Source organism: Murinocardiopsis flavida (assembly GCF_003014485.1).
In the GTDB taxonomy this organism is placed as follows: domain Bacteria; phylum Actinomycetota; class Actinomycetes; order Streptosporangiales; family Streptosporangiaceae; genus Murinocardiopsis; species Murinocardiopsis flavida.
On sequence record NZ_PYGA01000004.1, the window covers coordinates 34,035 to 50,207 of the forward strand.

Annotated in this window: 13 protein-coding genes; 4 read left to right on the top strand and 9 right to left on the bottom strand. The window is 75.0% G+C overall.

Features of this window, described 5'->3' with window-relative positions:
• Positions 1–75: 75 nt before the first annotated feature.
• The 4 genes from CLV63_RS07290 to CLV63_RS07305 form a co-directional block, all read right to left on the bottom strand.
• Positions 76–759 carry a DUF998 domain-containing protein gene (locus tag CLV63_RS07290; RefSeq protein WP_106582152.1) on the bottom strand — a complete coding sequence of 228 codons (684 nt, stop codon included), beginning with the start codon at positions 757–759 and terminating at the stop codon, positions 76–78.
• A 38-nt stretch (positions 760–797) separates the two neighbouring features.
• Complete coding sequence (locus CLV63_RS07295) at positions 798–2,393, bottom strand: carboxylesterase/lipase family protein (protein ID WP_106582153.1); 1,596 nt, start codon at positions 2,391–2,393, stop codon at positions 798–800.
• Positions 2,390–3,004: a TetR/AcrR family transcriptional regulator gene (locus CLV63_RS07300; RefSeq protein WP_106582154.1), complete on the bottom strand. Its 615-nt coding sequence runs from the start codon at positions 3,002–3,004 to the stop codon at positions 2,390–2,392. Before CLV63_RS07300 ends, CLV63_RS07295 begins: the two co-directional genes overlap by 4 nt.
• Before the next feature lie 151 nt (positions 3,005–3,155).
• A complete protein-coding gene (locus tag CLV63_RS07305; RefSeq protein ID WP_245928638.1) occupies positions 3,156–3,929 on the bottom strand; it encodes a TetR/AcrR family transcriptional regulator in 774 nt (257 codons plus the stop codon).
• A gap of 60 nt (positions 3,930–3,989) precedes the next feature.
• Here CLV63_RS07305 and CLV63_RS33470 point away from each other — a divergent pair, with 60 nt between their 5' ends.
• From CLV63_RS33470 to CLV63_RS07320, 4 genes are all read left to right on the top strand, one after another.
• Positions 3,990–4,139 (top strand): hypothetical protein, encoded by a 150-nt coding sequence (locus tag CLV63_RS33470; protein ID WP_170134167.1) that lies wholly within the window; start codon positions 3,990–3,992, stop codon positions 4,137–4,139.
• Position 4,140: 1 nt separating this feature from the next.
• On the top strand, positions 4,141–4,896 hold the full coding sequence (locus CLV63_RS07310) for a siderophore-interacting protein (protein ID WP_106582156.1): 756 nt from the start codon (positions 4,141–4,143) through the stop codon (positions 4,894–4,896).
• A 70-nt stretch (positions 4,897–4,966) separates the two neighbouring features.
• A complete protein-coding gene (locus CLV63_RS07315) occupies positions 4,967–6,226 on the top strand; it encodes an MFS transporter (protein ID WP_106582157.1) in 1,260 nt (419 codons plus the stop codon).
• A gap of 20 nt (positions 6,227–6,246) precedes the next feature.
• Positions 6,247–6,621, top strand: coding sequence for a MerR family transcriptional regulator (locus tag CLV63_RS07320; protein WP_106582409.1), 375 nt, complete (start codon positions 6,247–6,249; stop codon positions 6,619–6,621).
• A gap of 38 nt (positions 6,622–6,659) precedes the next feature.
• Here CLV63_RS07320 and CLV63_RS07325 read toward each other — a convergent pair whose 3' ends face one another.
• The 5 genes from CLV63_RS07325 to CLV63_RS07345 form a co-directional block, all read right to left on the bottom strand.
• Positions 6,660–8,651: a WD40 repeat domain-containing serine/threonine protein kinase gene (locus tag CLV63_RS07325; RefSeq protein ID WP_106582158.1), complete on the bottom strand. Its 1,992-nt coding sequence runs from the start codon at positions 8,649–8,651 to the stop codon at positions 6,660–6,662.
• 287 nt (positions 8,652–8,938) lie between these two features.
• Entirely contained in the window at positions 8,939–9,703 is a 765-nt protein-coding gene (locus tag CLV63_RS07330) for a sulfite exporter TauE/SafE family protein (protein WP_106582159.1), read from the bottom strand.
• A 132-nt stretch (positions 9,704–9,835) separates the two neighbouring features.
• Positions 9,836–10,648 carry a GntR family transcriptional regulator gene (locus tag CLV63_RS07335; protein WP_106582160.1) on the bottom strand — a complete coding sequence of 271 codons (813 nt, stop codon included), beginning with the start codon at positions 10,646–10,648 and terminating at the stop codon, positions 9,836–9,838.
• Positions 10,649–10,784: 136 nt separating this feature from the next.
• Positions 10,785–11,318 (bottom strand): GNAT family N-acetyltransferase, encoded by a 534-nt coding sequence (locus CLV63_RS07340; protein ID WP_106582161.1) that lies wholly within the window; start codon positions 11,316–11,318, stop codon positions 10,785–10,787.
• A 100-nt stretch (positions 11,319–11,418) separates the two neighbouring features.
• Positions 11,419–15,993 (bottom strand): HEAT repeat domain-containing protein, encoded by a 4,575-nt coding sequence (locus tag CLV63_RS07345; protein WP_106582162.1) that lies wholly within the window; start codon positions 15,991–15,993, stop codon positions 11,419–11,421.
• Between the last annotated feature and the right edge of the window lie 180 nt (positions 15,994–16,173).

The following is a 16,173-nucleotide window of genomic DNA, read 5'->3' on the forward strand; positions in this document are numbered from 1 at the left end:
GCCCCCGCTGCTCGGCCGTCGCGAGGCCGAGCAGCGGGGGCCGAGGGCCGTCCGGAGGCGGCCGCGAGTCGCGGCCTAGGAGCGGCGGATCCAGGCGGTGAGGACCGCCAGTCCGATGACCACCTTCCAGATCTCGAACGGGTAGCCGGCGAGCCGCTCCACGAGGCCGATCCCGGAGTCCGGCGCCATCGCGACGAACACGAGGCCGGTCAGCCCGATGAGCACGGCCGCCCCGGTGAAGGCGCTGAGCACCGGGTTGGTCCGCCGCAAGGCCAGCGCCAGCAGGCCCATGCCGATGTTGGACATCGGGATCGCGATCACGGCACCGAGGAGGTGCAGGTCCAGGTCGACGTTCTCGGGGTACACGCCGGCGATGATCGCGCCGACCCCCGCCAGGGCGACCAGGACCAGCCCGGTGGTGGCGAGGCCGCCCTTCGGCCACGCCGCGCGGCCGAGGGCGGCGCCGAGGATGGCGAGCACGCCGACGCCGATGTAGGCGCCGTTCATCAGGGCGTGCAGCGGCGAGCAGACGTACTCCTGGTAGTTCTTGATGGTCACCGTGCCGCACTCGGTTGCGCCCAGGTCGCTGATGTAGTTGTCGACCATGCTGTACGGGGTGGTCCAGGCGGATTGCACGATCGCCTCGATGACGAAGAAGCCGAGGCAGAGGATCCAGCAGGTGGCGGCGACCATGATCCGCGGGGTGGTCGCCAGCGGGAATTTCGGCACCGAGCGCACGCCTGTCTGAAGAGTCGTCATGGTGTTCCCTGTCGTTCCATTCTTGGGGTCGGTGCCGATCAACCGAGTGATCTCCAGAACTCGGCGTGGTGCTCCGTCGCGACGTCGGCCGGTTCAACGGCGCCGGGTGTGAACCGCATCGCGCGGCCGCCGTCAGTTCCGGCGGGCCAATGCGGGGCGCCCTCGTGGTTCGGGTCCCCGGTGCGGGCGAACGCGGTCCAGTAACCGATCATCGTCCGCGACATCTCCCGCTGCGCCGGGTCGGTGAGGAGGTCATGGCCGTGCAGCTCGAACAGCGACGGCAGGTCGGTCGCATGCGCGGCTCCCTGCGGGACCTCGGGGACCTCGACCCCGTTGACGTTGGGCGCGTCCGGGTCGGCGAACTCGTAGGGGTAGACGGTCGTGTGCCGTGCGAACTCCCGGTTCCCCGCCTGCGTCTGCCCGGCCCACGTGTGGTCGGTGACGACCGTGGCCCAGGCCAGGCCGGCCGAGGGGTACTCCGACAGCGGGTACTCGGCCGCCACGGCGGCCGCGTTGTCGCCGAACGCGTTCCGCAGGAGGCCGGGGTAGGTCTCCGCGGTGATCCGGTCGGGGTCGACCATCATGGCGCCGGCCACGAACGAACGGGCTTCGTCGCGGGTGTTCCCCGAGATCATCGGGACCCGGGTGAACGCGCCCGCCTGCACGGCGGCGGCGGGGTCCATCGGCAGCAGCCCGGTGCCGTAGGCGAGGTGGTTGGTGAAGCCCTGCGTCTTCGTCAGCAGTTCGGCCACCGGCTTCTCGCGCATGTCGGCCAGTTCCCGGCCCGGAGAGGCGCCGAGGTCTCTGGCGACCGCCAGGCCGTCCTCCTGCACCCGCCGGAGCGGCAGGTAGGGGGCCTGCGCCGCCGCACCGGGGTAGAGGCCGCCATTCGGCCACCGCAGCAGGCAGGACCCGGACGAGACCGCGGCCTTCGCGAAGAGGCCGTCGGCGCGCGGCGAGGTCAGCAGGGCGCAGATGGACATGGCCCCCGCGGACTGGCCGAACACCGTGATGTTGGCCGGGTCGCCGCCGAACGCGGCGGCGTTGCGCTTGGTCCATTCGAGCGAGGCGATCTGGTCGGCGAGCCCGAAGTTCCCCGACCCGGGCAGGCCGGGGAGGCCGAAGTAGCCGAGGATCCCGAGGCGGTAGTTCACCGTCACGACGATGACGTTGCCCTGGTCGGCCAGCCGCTCGGCGTGGTAGTAGTTGCCGCTGTCCTGGGTGAAGCCGCCGCCGTGCCACCAGACCATCACCGGGAGCCCGGACCCCGGCTCGGCGTCGCGCGGCGTGGTGACGTTGACGAAGAGGCAGTCCTCGTCGGTGATCGGGTCCTGGCCGGGCGCGGCCTGCGGGCACGCGCTGCCCGTTGCGGCGGCCTCCCGTACGCCGCGCCACGGCTTCGGCGGTTGCGGCGGCGCCCAGCGCAGGTCGCCGACCGGCGGGCTGGCGTAGGGGATGCCGAGGAACCGGCGGGTGGTGTCGGTCTCGATGCCGTGGATCCGGCCGGAATCCAACCGCACCGTCAACGAGGGCGATCCGGGTCCGGGGGTCGCGGCGCTCGCTGCACCGGGCGCGATGAGCATGGCCGCGGCCACTCCGGCGATGCGGCGCCGACGGCGCTTGGGGGTGGTCATCGCGCCGCCTGGGCGGCCGTCGCGGCGTCGATGGTCGCACGCAGTTCGGCGACGTACTTCTCGGGTCGCTCGCCGCGCGCGATGGGCTTCAGCGCCCCGTCCAGCGCCTGCCGGATGGTGGTGCACATGAACTCGACGTCGAACGCGCGGAACTGCCCCTGCTCCTGGCCGGCCCGCAGGATCCGGCCGAGGTCGGTGGCCTCCTGGGTGTGGCGGTGGTGCCGCGCCCGGGGCACGGCGTCCTCGGCCTCCCCGGCGAAGATCTCGGTCAGCGCCGCCATGTGCCGCGGGTAGTCGGCGTACAGCTCGATGCTCCCGCTGACGAACGTCAGCAGGGACTCTCTCGGTGTGCCGGCCGCCGCCATCCGCGGGCCGAGGACGGCCGCGCCCAGGTCGTACACGCTCTCCACCACCTTCTCGATCAACTCGGCGCGGTCGCGGAAGTGGTAGGACAGCACGCCGCGGCTGACCTGGGCCCGCTCGGCGATGCGCACCATCGATGCGCGGGCGAGCCCCCGTTCGGCGATCACCTCGATCGCGCACTCCACCAGTTGCTCTCTGCGGGCGGTGTGGATGAACGATCCACCCCTGCCTTCTTCGCTCTTTGTCATGATGGTCGAAAAGTTAGCAGGTATGTTTAAAAATTGGCAACATCGTCAGTACGGGTCGCCGTGGGATCGATCCCCGCCCTGCTCAGGACGGGTGCGCTCGCCGCACGTCCCCCTTGGGCCGCGGCGGCGTGATCAGCGCGTCATGGCGCGCCTAGGTGGCCGGCGGGGTGGCGGACTGGGCCGGGAGGTCCAGGGCGAGCCGCCCGGCGAGGTCGCGCAGGCACTCCTCGAAGACCGGCTCCATGTCGGTGTAGGCGAAGTCGAGCTGGTGCAGGACCTCCATGCACAGCAGGCCGTACATCCGCGTCCAGCAGGTCAGGAAGACATGGGCGGCCTCGGGCGGCAGCAGCCCGCCGATGGTGTCGGAGTAGGCGGCCAGCTGCTCGCGCAGTGACGGCGGCAGGTCGGCCGGATCGGGCACGGGGAAGGGGTGCGTCCGCCACAGTTCGACGAACAGGTCGAGCAGGATCTGCTCGAAGCGCTGTGCGGCCTGGTGGCGCGCCGAGGCGGGCTGCCGGTTGGACGGGGTGACGGGGCTCGCGAAGATCCAGCCGAACTCGGCCGGGTGGGTTGTCGCCCACGCGCGCATGGCGCGGCACGCCGCGACGAGGCGTTCGGCGATCGGCGCGCCGGGGTGTGCGTCGCGGGCCCGGCCCATGGCCTCGGCGAGTTCGCGGAAGAAGCCCGCGGTGACCGCGCCGACGAGTTCGTCATAGCCGGCGTAGTAGTGGTACAGGGCCGGACCGCTCATGCCGACCTCCCTGGCCACCGCGTTGATGGTGACCGCGGCGGGCCCCTTGTCGACCAGCAGGCGGCGCGCCGCCGCGTGGATCTCGTCGAGGGTGGCCTCGCGCAGCCTGCGCCGCCGTTCGGTGGTGCGTGCGGGCATCCCGCTCCCTTCGTCGGCGCCTGCCGGGATTGACATCCTAACGCCCCTATGTTTACTTAATGGCTCTAAATAAAACTAGAATCATTAGGAGATGCGATGAGACTCCGCTGGCGGATCCTTCTCGGGGCGGCGCTCGTCTCGGCGGCGTGGTGGGGGCTGTCGTACTCCGCCGCCCAGCGGCGCGGCCCCGAAACGCCGCACGACCGGTCACAGGACAGGCCGCAGGACCGCGGGACGGCGGCCTGACATGCCCGCCACCAGGCGCAAGAACCCCCTCGTCGGCGTCTTCGGCAAGTACGCGGTCGACGCGACGGTGACCGAGGCCGAGCCCGTCACCCCCGCGATGCTGCGGATCCGGCTCCGGACCGACCGGCCCGTCGCGTTCCCCTACACCCCCGGCCAGCACATCAGGATCCAGCTGATGGACCCGCTGTCGGTGGCTGGCATCCTGCGCCCCGCCGAGACGCTGCGCACGTACACGATCTGGGACATGGCCGCCGACCGGTGCGCGGTCGAGCTGCGCGCCCACCTCTACGAGGGCGACGGCATCGGGTTGGCGTGGGCCCGGGCGGCCCGGCCCGGCGACCCGGTCACCTTCTGGTGGCCCGAGGGCGACTTCCACACGCGCGAGGCCGACTTCCACGTGTTCATCGGCGAGGAGACCGCCGGTGCGGCGTTCGGGCCGATGATCCGCGGGCTGGACGCATCGGCCGAGGTGTACGGGGTGGTGGAGGGCGACGTCCCGGAACACGACCTGCCCCTTCCCCGTGAGGGGGAGCTGCGCCGGGTGCACCGTTGCGGCGCACCGGCCGCCTCGTCCCAGGTCCTGCTCCGGGCCGCGGCGGCGCTCGACCTGCCCGACGGCTCCGGGGCCGCCTACGTGGCGGGGGAGGCCCGGACCTGCCAGATGGTGCGCGACATGCTGGTCAAGGAGCGCGGCTGGCCGCGCACGTCCATCAAGGTCAAACCGTTCTGGACACCGGGCAAGCGGGGCCTGCACTGACCCCTGCGGCGACCAGTCCCGCACCGCGCGCTTGACCTTCACGTATACGTGAAGGTTCTAGCTTCGCGGCATGAATCCAGACGCACCCGAAACCCCCCGCTTCCCGTCCCGCGGCCTGCCCGCGTGGCTGCTCTGCCTGCTCCTCGCGGCCTTCGCCGTCGGCACGGACGACTTCGTCGTGGCCGGTGTGCTGCCGGAGGTCGCCACCGGGCTGCGCGTGAGCGAGGCCGCCGCGGGCCAACTCGTGACGGTGTTCTCGATCACCTACGCGGTGGCGGCCCCCGTGCTGGCGGTCGCCACCGCACGGCTGCCCCGGCGGCGCCTGTTCGTCGGCGCGATGCTCGTGTTCGCCCTCGCCAACGTGGGTGCCGCGCTGGCGCCGACCTACGCGGTGCTGATGGCGTTCCGGGTCGTCGCCGCGCTCGCTGCGGCGGCGATCACCCCTGCGGCGTTCGCCATCGCCGCGGCACTGGCGCCGCGCGAGCGGATGGGCCGCGCCATCGGCACCGTGGCGGCCGGGCTGACGCTCGCACTGGCGCTGGGCGTGCCGGTCGGCACCTGGCTCGGCGCGGCCTTCGGGTGGCGTTCGACGTTCGCCTTCGTGGTCGTGCTCGCCGTGGCGGTCCTCGCCGCCACACCGGTGTTCCTGCCGGACCTGCCGGGCGCCGCCGAGATCGGGCTGCGCCGGCGGTTCCGGGCGCTGACCCGGCCGGCGATCCTGCTGGGCGTCTCCGGCACCGTTCTCGGCGCCACCGGCGGCCTGATGACCTACACCTACATCGCGCCGATCGTGCGCGACCTGACCGGCGCGGGCACGGCGCAACTGGCCGCGCTGATCGCGGTCGTCGGCGTCGCGGGCGCCATCGGCACCGACCTGGGCGGCCGGGCCACCGACCGGTGGGGCGCGGACCGCGCGCTGCTCGTCACGATCGCCGGGCAGGTGGCGGCGACCGGGGTCCTCGCCGCGATCGGCTTCGCGGGCGACGGAGCGAGCCCACTGCCGCTGGTCGCCGCCGTGTTCGCCGTGTGGGGGCTCGCGGGGTGGGCGTTCAACCCGCCCATGAACACCAGGATGCTCGAACTGGCGGGACCGGCCGGTACCGAGGTGGTGGCGCTCAACACCAGCGGGCTCTACGTCGGCATCGCCCTGGGCGGCGCGCTCGGCGGCGCGGCCGTGGCCGGTTACGGTGGCATCGGGGTGACCGTCGCCTCGGCCGTGATCGGTCTCGCGACGATCGTGCTGCTCGCGGCGTCCGTCGTGCGCTACGCCGCGCCCCGTGCCGCCGCCGGACCCGAGCGCGACCACGGCCCGGCGGCCCGGCAGACGTGACCGAGGCGAAGGCGGGGGACATGCGGATCGGCGAGCTTGCACGGCGGACCGGCACCACGACCAGGGCGCTGCGGTACTACGAGGAGCAGGCGCTGCTGACCTCAGAGCGCGGCGGCAACGGCTACCGCGAGTACGGCGACGACGCGGTGGTGCGGGTGCGCAACGTCCGCCTGCTGCTCGACGCCGGGCTCGGCTCCGAGGAGATCCGCGAGCTCCGCGCCTGCCTGTCCAGGGACCTCACGCACGAGCCCGCGTGCGGGGAGGCGCTGGGACTGTACGAGCGCAGGCTCGACGCCGTGCGGGCGCGGCTACGCGCGCTGCTCGACGTCGAGGAGCGGTTGAGCGCGCAGGTCGGCGAGTTGCGCTCGGCCGCAGCGGACTCCGTTCCGTCGTGACTCCCCGCCCGGGGGCGCAGCCCGCCGCCGGGCGGGAGTCAGGAAACGTCCCAGAGCCGCACGGTGCCGTCGTCGCCACCGGTGGCGAGGGTGTCGCCGTCCGGTGCGAACGCCACCGACTCCACCGGCTCGCCACGGCCGATCGCCGTGATCCTCGTTTCGGAGTCCACGTCCCACATCCGCAGTGCGTCTTGGCTTCCGGTGGCGAGGGTGTCGCCGTCCGGCGCGAACGCCACCGAGCGCACCGGGTGGATATGGTCGAACACCCTGGCGCTCGTGCCGGAGTTCACATTCCACGATTGAGCGACTCCCTGGAAGCCGTGCTCCCCGCTTCGGGAGCCGGTGGCGAATGTCAGTCCGTCGGGCGCGAACGCGATGGAGTTCGCTGATTTGCCGAGAGCGATCGTCTGGACCTCTTCACGGGTGTCCACGTCCCACAAGCGCGCGAACTGGTCGTCAGAGCCGACCGTCACGCTGCCCTGATTGGCGGTGGCCAGGGTGGCGCCGTCCGGTGCGAACGCCACCTCCATCACTGCGGTGCCGTCTTCGAGGGTGGCGATCTCCTCGTCCGAGTCCATATCCCACAGTCGCGCACCTTCGGTGGTGCCAATGGCGAGCGTCTTCCCGTCAGGCGCGAACGCGACCGAATTGGCCGGCTCATCGCCATCGAGGGTGGTGATCTCATCACCGGAGTTCACGCTCCACAGCCGCGCGCCTTTTGGGGTACCGGTGACGAGCGTCTTCCCGTCGGGCGCGAACGTCACCGCATCCACCACGTCGTCGTGGACGAGAATGTCGGTCTCCTCGCCGGAGTCGACGTCCCATAGGCGCACGGTGCCGTCGCCGCTGGCGGTGGCCAGAGTGGCGCCGTCCGGAGAGAACGCCACCGAACGCACCCGATCGTTATGGCCGGTCCATGTCTCGACCGGCTCCAGCCTCGACGTTGGGGACTCCGAGTCCGCTCGTGGCCAAACGGCCGGCAGCACGGTGGCGAGCCCCGCGACGCCCGCGACAGCGAGGATCGCGGCACCGCCCACGGCCCACGGCCGTCGCCTGCGCTTGGCGGACACCACCGCGACACCGCCGTCACCGGTGCGGCCCGGGGCGATCCTGGTCGTGGGCGGGACGGAGCCGTTGTCCACGACCGCCGTGGCGGCCTCGCTGCCGGCGGAGGGCGCGGACTGCTGCGCGGTGGGGGCGAACCCGGCCGGCGGCCAGGCGCCGTCCAGGTCGGCGACCTCGCACCGGGCGAGGATCTGCGCGGGAGTGGGACGCCGGCCGGGGTCGGGGTTCCAGCAGTCGGTGATCAGGGCGGCCACGTCGTCAGGGAGTCCGTCGAGGGCGGGGACGGGCCCGATGATGGCCCGGATGGTGGCGGCCGGGGTGGTGGCGGCGAAGGGGTTGGTGCCGGTGGCGGCGAACGCCAGCACCGTGCCCAGCGAGAAGACGTCCGTGGCCGGGCCGACGTGGTCGCCTTCGGTCTGTTCGGGGGACATGTAGGGGAGGGTGCCCAGCACCGCCCCGGTGGCGGTCTGGTGGGTGGTGTCCAGTGCCCGGGCGATACCGAAGTCGATGATGCGGGGACCGTCGGCGGCGAGGATGATGTTGCCGGGTTTGAGGTCGCGGTGCACCAGGTCGGCGCCGTGGATGGCCTCCAGCCCTTCGGCGAGGCCCGCGGCCAGCACCCGCAGCGCAGCCGGCTCCAGCGCCCCGTGGTCCGCGAGGAACCGGTGCAGCGAGGGCCCGGGGATGTGGGCGGTGGCGATCCATGGCGGGTCGGCCTCGGGGTCGGCGTCGATGACCTGGGCGGTGTGGAACCCGCCGACCGTGCGGGCGACGGCGGCCTCACGGGCGAACCGCGTCCGGAAACCCGCATCGGAGACATGCTCGGGCCGGATCACCTTGACGACCAGCTGTCGGCCCGCCGCTGTGCGGGCGAGGAAGACCTGGCCCATACCCCCGGCGCCCAACCGGTGGGTGAGGCGGTAGCGACCGACACGCTCCGGATCACTGGGGTGTAGGGGATCCACGTCGCGCGCCTTCCGCCCCAGGGGGACGTCCTCGACCGCCGCCGGTCCCGGAGAACGTCCCGCATCGCCTGTTGTGCGGGGGATTATGCCAGCAAGCCGGGTTGAGGGCGCGGCGCGGTCGGGACAGCGGGCGGCCGTCGTGCGGTGCCGGTGGCGCCGGACCCACGCGGCGGGCGGTCTCCGCAGGCGGCCTCCCGGCCCCGCCCGGCCGCAGCGGCGCGGGGCCGGGGAGGATGCCGCGGCGCGGGGGTTCGCGCCCCGGTGTCCCGCTGCCTCAGCACCGGTGTTCAGCCGTGCAGGGCGAGGTAGGGGGCGAGGGCGAACAGACTGATGATCAGGGCGTACTTGAGGCCGCGGGTCGGCAGCGCGTGGGCGATCCGCCAGCCCAGCAGCACACCGGCCAGCTCCGGGATGCCGACCAGTGCGGCGAGGGGCCAGTCGATGGTGCCGTGGGCGAGGTAGCCCAGGGTGCCCACCCCGGCGATGACGATCGACTGGGCCTGGGCGACCGCGAGGGATTCCAGCACGGGCACGCCGAGGGCGACCAGCAGGGGGACGGTGAGCATCGGTCCGCCGATGCCGACGATTCCTGAGGCCAGGGACACGGCGAAGCCGAGCCCGGCGAGCACCGGCACGGGCGGGTACGCGCGCGCCGCGACCGGGCCGCTGCGCTCCCGGTGCCACACCAGCGCCGCCACGCCCGCCACGAAGACCCCGAGCACCAGCCCGAAGGCGCGCGCCGACACGAAGGTGTTGATCAGCACCCCGATCGGCGTCCCGACGACGGCGCTGCCCGCGAGGACCAGGGCCATGCGCCGGGTCGCCGCCTCGCGCAGTTGGCCCGACCGGGTGTAGGCGGCGGTCGCCAGTGCACCGGTCGCGATATGGGTGACGATGGCGGTCCCGGCCACCTCAGCGGGGGACAGGTCGGTCAGGGCGAACAGCCCGATGGTGGGCAGCACCCCGCCCGGGCCGACGGCGGTGATCCCGACGCCGCCGACGAACCCGAACAGGGCCAGCGCGATCAGCACCGGCACGGTCAGCCCCGCCATCACCGGCCCTCCTCGACCATTCGCGACGTGCGCGATCCGGGGCGGGACGCGGGCATGGCTGTCTCCAATCAATGGCGGTACGTGGTGGTACTACGTGAACGAAGCGGGCGCGCTGGGCCGCGCGTGCGGGGATCAGCCGGACGCCGGGGGCACGCCGCGGTGCAGGGTGGTGCGCAGGGCCATGCGGTCGGCGCGGATGCGGATCGACTCGGCGTCCACCGGACGCCCGTCGGCCAGGTGGGTCAGCCGCTCCAGCGCGAACACCGCGGCCCCGGCCTCGATCCGCAGCAGGGCGGCGGTGTCCGGGTCGGCGGTGACCGCGTGCACCGCGACGTCGGCGCGCCCCAGCCGGTGGCCCGACGTCTCCTCGATCAGGCTGAACACGTCGCGGCCGACCAGGTCACCGGCCAGCACCCGGGTACCGACGTCGGTGGTGAGGTAGGAACTGTCGAGCGACAGCGGCAGCCCGTCCAACCACCGCAGGCGCTCCAGGCGCACCCCGCCCGCCGCGGCGGGTACGCCGAGCCGCTCGGCGATCACGGCCGGCAGCTCGGTCACGGCCTCGGCCGCCCGGATCTCGTTGGTGACGGCGCCGTGGCCGCTCAGCGCCTCGGCCAGCCCCGCGAGCCGGTCCAGCCCGTGCCCGTACTTGGGCAGCACCACCGTGGTGCCCACGCCGCGCCGCCGGGTGATCAGCCCTTCATTGCGCAGCAGGCCCAGCGCCTCCCGCACGGCGTTGCGGGAGGCGTGCAGCCGCTGCCCGAGGCTGTACTCGTCCGGCAGGACGCCGTCGGGGAAGCGGCCGGACGTGATCTGCTGCCGCAGGACGTCGGCCACCTCCCGTGCCCGTTCGGCGCGGGGCCGTGAGGAGACCCACCCGGCGGCGGCGCTGCGGCCGGGCCGGGCCCGCTGCCCGCCGCGTGCGGCGTCCCTGGGGTGATCCATGCGGGCGACGCTACCGGTACGGTGTTTCGCCAGAGTTACGCCACTCTATTTGACCTGGAAAAACGCGTGGCCTGCGAGTCTGGCGTCGGGAGCGGCCTCTCCGCCACCCGGCGGGCCCGGGGCGGGGGCGGGGCTGTCAGATGCGCGAGTAGACGAGCACGTCGGCCCGCCGCGCCCCGAGGACCAGGAAGCTGCGGAGCAGTCCCTCCCGCGCGAAGCCATTGGCCTCCAGGACCCGCTGTGACGCGCGGTTGTCCGGTTCGACCCATGCCTCGACGCGCGCGAAGCCGCCCGCGTCCAGTCCCCACCCGCTCGCGATCCCGACCGCGCGGGTGGCGAGCCCCCGCCTGCGGGCCTTGGGGACGACCCAGTACCCGATCCCCGCTACGCCCGCCTGCGGACGGCGCGACAGGATCACCAGGCCGAGCGCCTCGTCGGTGGAGTGTGCGGCGATGGCGAAGGAGATGCCCTCGCCCGTGGCGAGCCGGCCGTGCTGGCGGCGGATGAACGCCAGGGCCTCCGCCGCCGTGTAGCGGGCCGGGACCGTCGTTGCCTCGGGGATCCGCGGGTCGCGGCTCGCTTGCTCGACACAGGGGACGTCGTCGTCGCGCCAGGAGCGCAACCGCACGGCGCCGTCGGTCGGCGGCTCGGGGTAGGACGGCTCGGCCATGGCCCCAGTCAAGCGCATGGGCGCCGGGCCGCACCGGGCGCCTGTCCGGTCCGGTGCGGGTCCGGCCGAAGGCCGCGCGGAGCGCGGCGCACCAGCTCCCTCACCCGCTGCCGGGGCCGTCGGCGGCGATGCGGTCGAGGACGTCGGTGTAGACGGGGCGCCGGTCGGGCCGGGCGCGTGCGGCGGTGTGGGTCAGCACGGGCACGGCGGGCGCGCCCATCAGGGCGAGCCCGTCGGCCGCCGCCTTGCGGACGACGTGGTGGGGGTGCTCCAGCAGCCCCGCTATCGCGGGGATCGCCGGTTCCCACGCCGCGTGGCTGAGGACGCGGACCGCCGAGCGCACCACGTCGGGCTGCGGGTCGCCGAGCAGCACCTCCGTGTGGCCGAGGTAGGTGTTGCGGTCGAGGAGCGCCCGCGAGACCCGGTGGGCGTGCAGGCGGACCTTCGGCTTGGCGTGGTGCAGCAGCTCCTCGATCAGGTCGCGCAGGCCCGGGTCGTGGTCGGCGCCGGACCCGGGGTGCTCCTCGGCGATCCGGTTGAGGGCGCGGCGGATCTGCTCGGGCGACCCGGTGCGGGCGAGGCCCAGGAGTTCGCGCCGGGAGGGCCGGTGCGGCGCACCCTCGGCGCGCTCGCGCGGCGCGACCAGGGCGGCGGTGTCCCGGACGGGGGAGCCCGGTGCGCGCACGGGGCCCTCGACGATGCGCAGCCGGTCGGCGAGATCGGCGCGCCCCTCCTCGCGCAGCCGCCGACACGCGCGCTCCAGCACGGGGGTGCGCAGCAGCGGGCGGCCGGCGAGCAGGTCGAGGACGCCCCAGGCGCCCGCCTCGATCCGGTCGGCGAGGTGCAGGGCGAGCGCATCGGCGGGGACGGCGGCCAGTGCGCGCTCGATCGCCGTGCGGATGTCGGGCGGATCGGCCTCCCACCACTCCAGCAGAAGGGGGACCCGGCGCGCGAGGTCTTGGGGGCCGAGCCCGGCGGCGACCTCGGCGGCCCGATCGTGCCGGACCTCGCCGCCGCGCAGTTCGGCGTCGCTGACCGACGCCAGCGGGGCGGCCAGCGCGGTGGTGCCGCGGACGGCGACGCGGCCGCGCAGGAAGGCCCGCAGCACCGGCAGCCGGTTCTCGGGTTCCGGCCAGCGCAGCAGCACCACGGCCGCGGCGTCCCTGCGCGCGGGTTCGGCGGCGTCGAGCAGCCGCAGCAGGCGGCGGCGCTGCCCGGCCGAGCGGGGTTGGTCGATGCTGTCGGGGCGCACGCCCCGGCGCGGCTCCTCGGTGGTGCGTGCGGTCTCGGTGATGGTCCACTGCGGCGCGTCGAGCGGTTGGAGGGCCGTCATCCAGTCGAGGAGGGCGGCGCGGACGCCGTCGGGCGCCGCGGGGTAGGCGTCGGCCAGCGCGCCCAGGCGCTCGCGCGCCCCCACCGCGCCGCCGCTGTCGCGGCGGAACGCCGCGAGGCGCCGCGGTGTGCCGACCGCGTCGGCCAGCGCTGCGCACCACGACTCGGCTTCGGCGCCTGAGGGCGGCCCGGGCGCGTCGAACGCCTCACGGAGCACCGCTGGCTGCGCCTGCCACGGGTTGGCGCCGAGCCGGGCCGCCGCGAGTGCCTGCTCGACGTCGGGCCGGCGCAGGACGGCGCCCGCGCGGCGCAGCAGCGCCAGCGCAGACCGGTGTCCCGCGGGCGCGTCCGGGAGCGCGCGCACCGCACCGGCGATGGCGGGGGTCCACTGCGGCGGCAGGGTCGGGGCGACCGCTTCGAGGACGGCGAGCAGGGGATCGCGGTCGTCTCCCGAGGCGGCGGCGAGCGCGGCGAGGAGCGCGTCGGTGTGCCGGGCGAAGGCCGCGATCTCGGCCGCCGTCCAGGGGTCCGGGCACACCAGCAGGGCGAACCGCAGGAGGCGGTGGCGGTCGCCGGGGGTCGCCGCGGCGAGGGCGAGCCAGTCGGCCAGCCGGGGCCGCAGTTCGGCGAGCCGGTCGGGCGGCGGCGCCTCGGCGCGCCGGGCGACGCGGAGCGCGGCCTCGGGATCCCACCCGGTCGCGGTGAGCGCCCGGAGGTCGGCGTCCGCCGCGTCGGCGGGGCGGGGTGCGCCGTCCGGTGCGGGGATGCCGTGTGCCGCCAGCGCCGGAGCGAGGTCCGCGACCGTCCCCTCGGCGAGCCGGACCGTGCCGTCCGCCGCCAGCGCCAGCAACGCGGGGGCGACCGGCGACCCCTGGTCGTGCAGGGCGAGCAGGGAGCGGGCCGGCAGCGCGCCGCAGAGCCCCGCCAGCAGCAGGTCCCGGGCGCGTCCGTCGGCGTGCTCGGCCGCGGCGAGCAGGGTCCCGGCGAACGCGCCACCGAGGACCGCGCGCAGCGCCGCGGTGAGCCCGGCGCGCAGGCCCGGGTTGTCGTGTCGGCCGAGCCACGCCAGCAGCGCCGGGACCGCCGCGGGAGTGCCGGTGTCGGCCAGCACCGTTGCGGCGGTCTTCTTGACGTTCATGTTCGGGTGGTCGAGGCAGGCGGTGATCGCTCCGGCGGCCCAGTGGGCGCGCGCACGGCCGAGGGCGAGCAGCGCCTGCCGCACGGTGGGCACGTCGCGCGCCGCGGTCAGCGCGATCGCGGAGGCGGACAGCGCCCGCGCGTCGTCGCCGGAGGTGTCGCGGGCGAGCAGCGCGATCGCGCGCTTGCGCACGTGCCGGTCGCGGTGGCGCAGCAGGCGGTGGACGCGGGCGCGGGTGCGCTGCGACGGGACCCGCAGCAGCAGTCCGAGCAGGACGGCCTGCTCCCCGCTGGACAGGCCGGGGCGGTCGAGCAGGTCCAGCGCCAGGGTCGCGGCAAGGGCGTCGCCGGCCTCCTGCGCGTTCGCCGCGTCGAGCAGGCAGGACGGCCGGATCCGCGCCCGTTCGTGCAGGCGGCGGCCCATCGCGCGCACGGCGTCGAGGACTTCTTCGGGGACCTCGGGTTCGGCCTGGGGGCTCGCGCCACGGGTCTCGGCCGCGCCCGGTTCGGCCGCTGCCGCCGCCTCGGACGCGATGCGCAGCAGCAGGTCGGCGATCGTCGGCAGTTCGGCGGCGCCGCCGTGCGCGGCGAGCCGGCGCAGGGCCGCCACGGGCTCGTCGGGATCGAGGTGGGCGGTCAGCAGCGCCACTTCGTGCGCGTCGGGCCCGCCGAGGTCGGCCGCGACGGCGGCCGGCAGGTCGCCGGGGTCGAGGCGGGCGACGATGGCGCGCCGCTCCCCGGGGTCCTCGGTCAGCTGCCACAGCAGTGCGAGGGCCCCGGTGCGGACCGCGCGCAGATGGGGTGCGATCGGCCCGGCGCCCTGGGCGGCGGTGAGGCCGAGCCCGTCGCGCAGCGCCGCCGCCGTCGCCGGGCCGCCGACGGCCTCCAGCGCGGCGAGGGCCCCTTCGGGCGCCGCGGGCAGCACGGCGAGGACGGCGTCCTCAGCTCCGGTGTGGCGCAGGTCGCGGATCGCGGCGAGGAACGGGCCGGGGTCCGGCGCGAGCGGGAGCATGCGGGTCACGGCGTCGCCGATCGGCACGTCGCCCGTTCCCTGCCGCGCGAGCGCGACGAGCAGCGCGAGGCGGCGCCGCCAATGGGGGTCGCCGGGCGGCGCGTCCGTCAGCGTGCTGAACAGCGCGTGGCGGCAGGTGAACAGGACCGTCGCGACATCACGGGGCGGGATGGAGTGGTCGGCGAGGGCCAGGGCGACGATGGGCGGGACGTCGCCGTCGTCGGGGAAGTGCCCGCGCCGGTGCAGGCCGCGCAGGCATGTCACCGCTGCCGCGCCGAACAGGAGGGGGTCCTCGGCGGCGATGGCGGTGACCTCGCCGATGTCGCCGCGGCCCGCGAGGTCGCCGAGGAGTTCCAGTGCGCGCCGCCGCAGCCCCGGCGGCAGTCCGGGCTCGCCGATGGCGTCGCGCAGCACACCGCTGTGCCCGTGGCGGACCGCGGCGGTCAGCGCGGTGTCGGCCGCCTCGGGGTGGTCGGACGCGGATTCGGCGGTGAGGAACCGCGACATGCGCGCCGACGGCAGCGGGTCGAGTGCCGCCCACGGTTCGGCGAGCTCGCCCAGTGCCGCGGCGGCGACCTCGGCGTCGGCGGACCCGAGCAGGTCGGTGAGGTGGCGGCGGACCACGGCGGGGGCCAGGAGCCCCGCGTGCAGGCCGTGGCGGGCCAGGCGCGGCACCTCGGCGCGCAGCACCGGGTCGCCGCCCGCGGCGAGCTCGGCCACGAGGTCCGGCAGGCGGTGCGCCGCAGCGCCCTCGATCCCGCGCACCGCCTGGTAGAGCAGCTCTCCCGGGGGTTCGCGCCGGACGGTGGCGGGATCGTCGTGGATCTCGGCGCGCAGCCAGGCGATCTGCACCCGGACGGGCAGTCCCGCGGTGCGCCACGACGGCCAGGGCCGCGCGACGTGCCGTCCCAGCCGTTCGTAGAGGCCGGCCAGGACGAGCGCCTCCTCGGGCGGTCCCGGCAGGCGGTCCGGCAGCAGGGCCGCGAGCTCGGCGGCCTCGACGGGGTCGAGCGCCGACGCGGTGCGCTCGCCGAGCCGGACCAGACCCAGGTACCGGACCCGGGGGTCGTCGTGCCGGAGGAGGCGGCCGAAGGACCCCGGCCGGCGGCGCAGGGCGTCGAGGCCGCCCGCGTGCCATGCGACGTCGGCGCGGCGCACGGCATCGCGGAAGGCGTCGTTCTCCTGGGTGGTCACACCCGGATGTTAACCAAGGCGCGGCCCGCCGGGCGCGGTGGGCGGCGCCGGACCGGCCGGGCGCCATCGGCCTTGATGGCACCGGACGTGTCCGAGCCATGCATCCGCCCACCGGCGGTACTCCTCGGGCACGCCACCCTCCAGCAGCAGCACGCCCGCGCGCCGCAGGAGGTCGTCCGG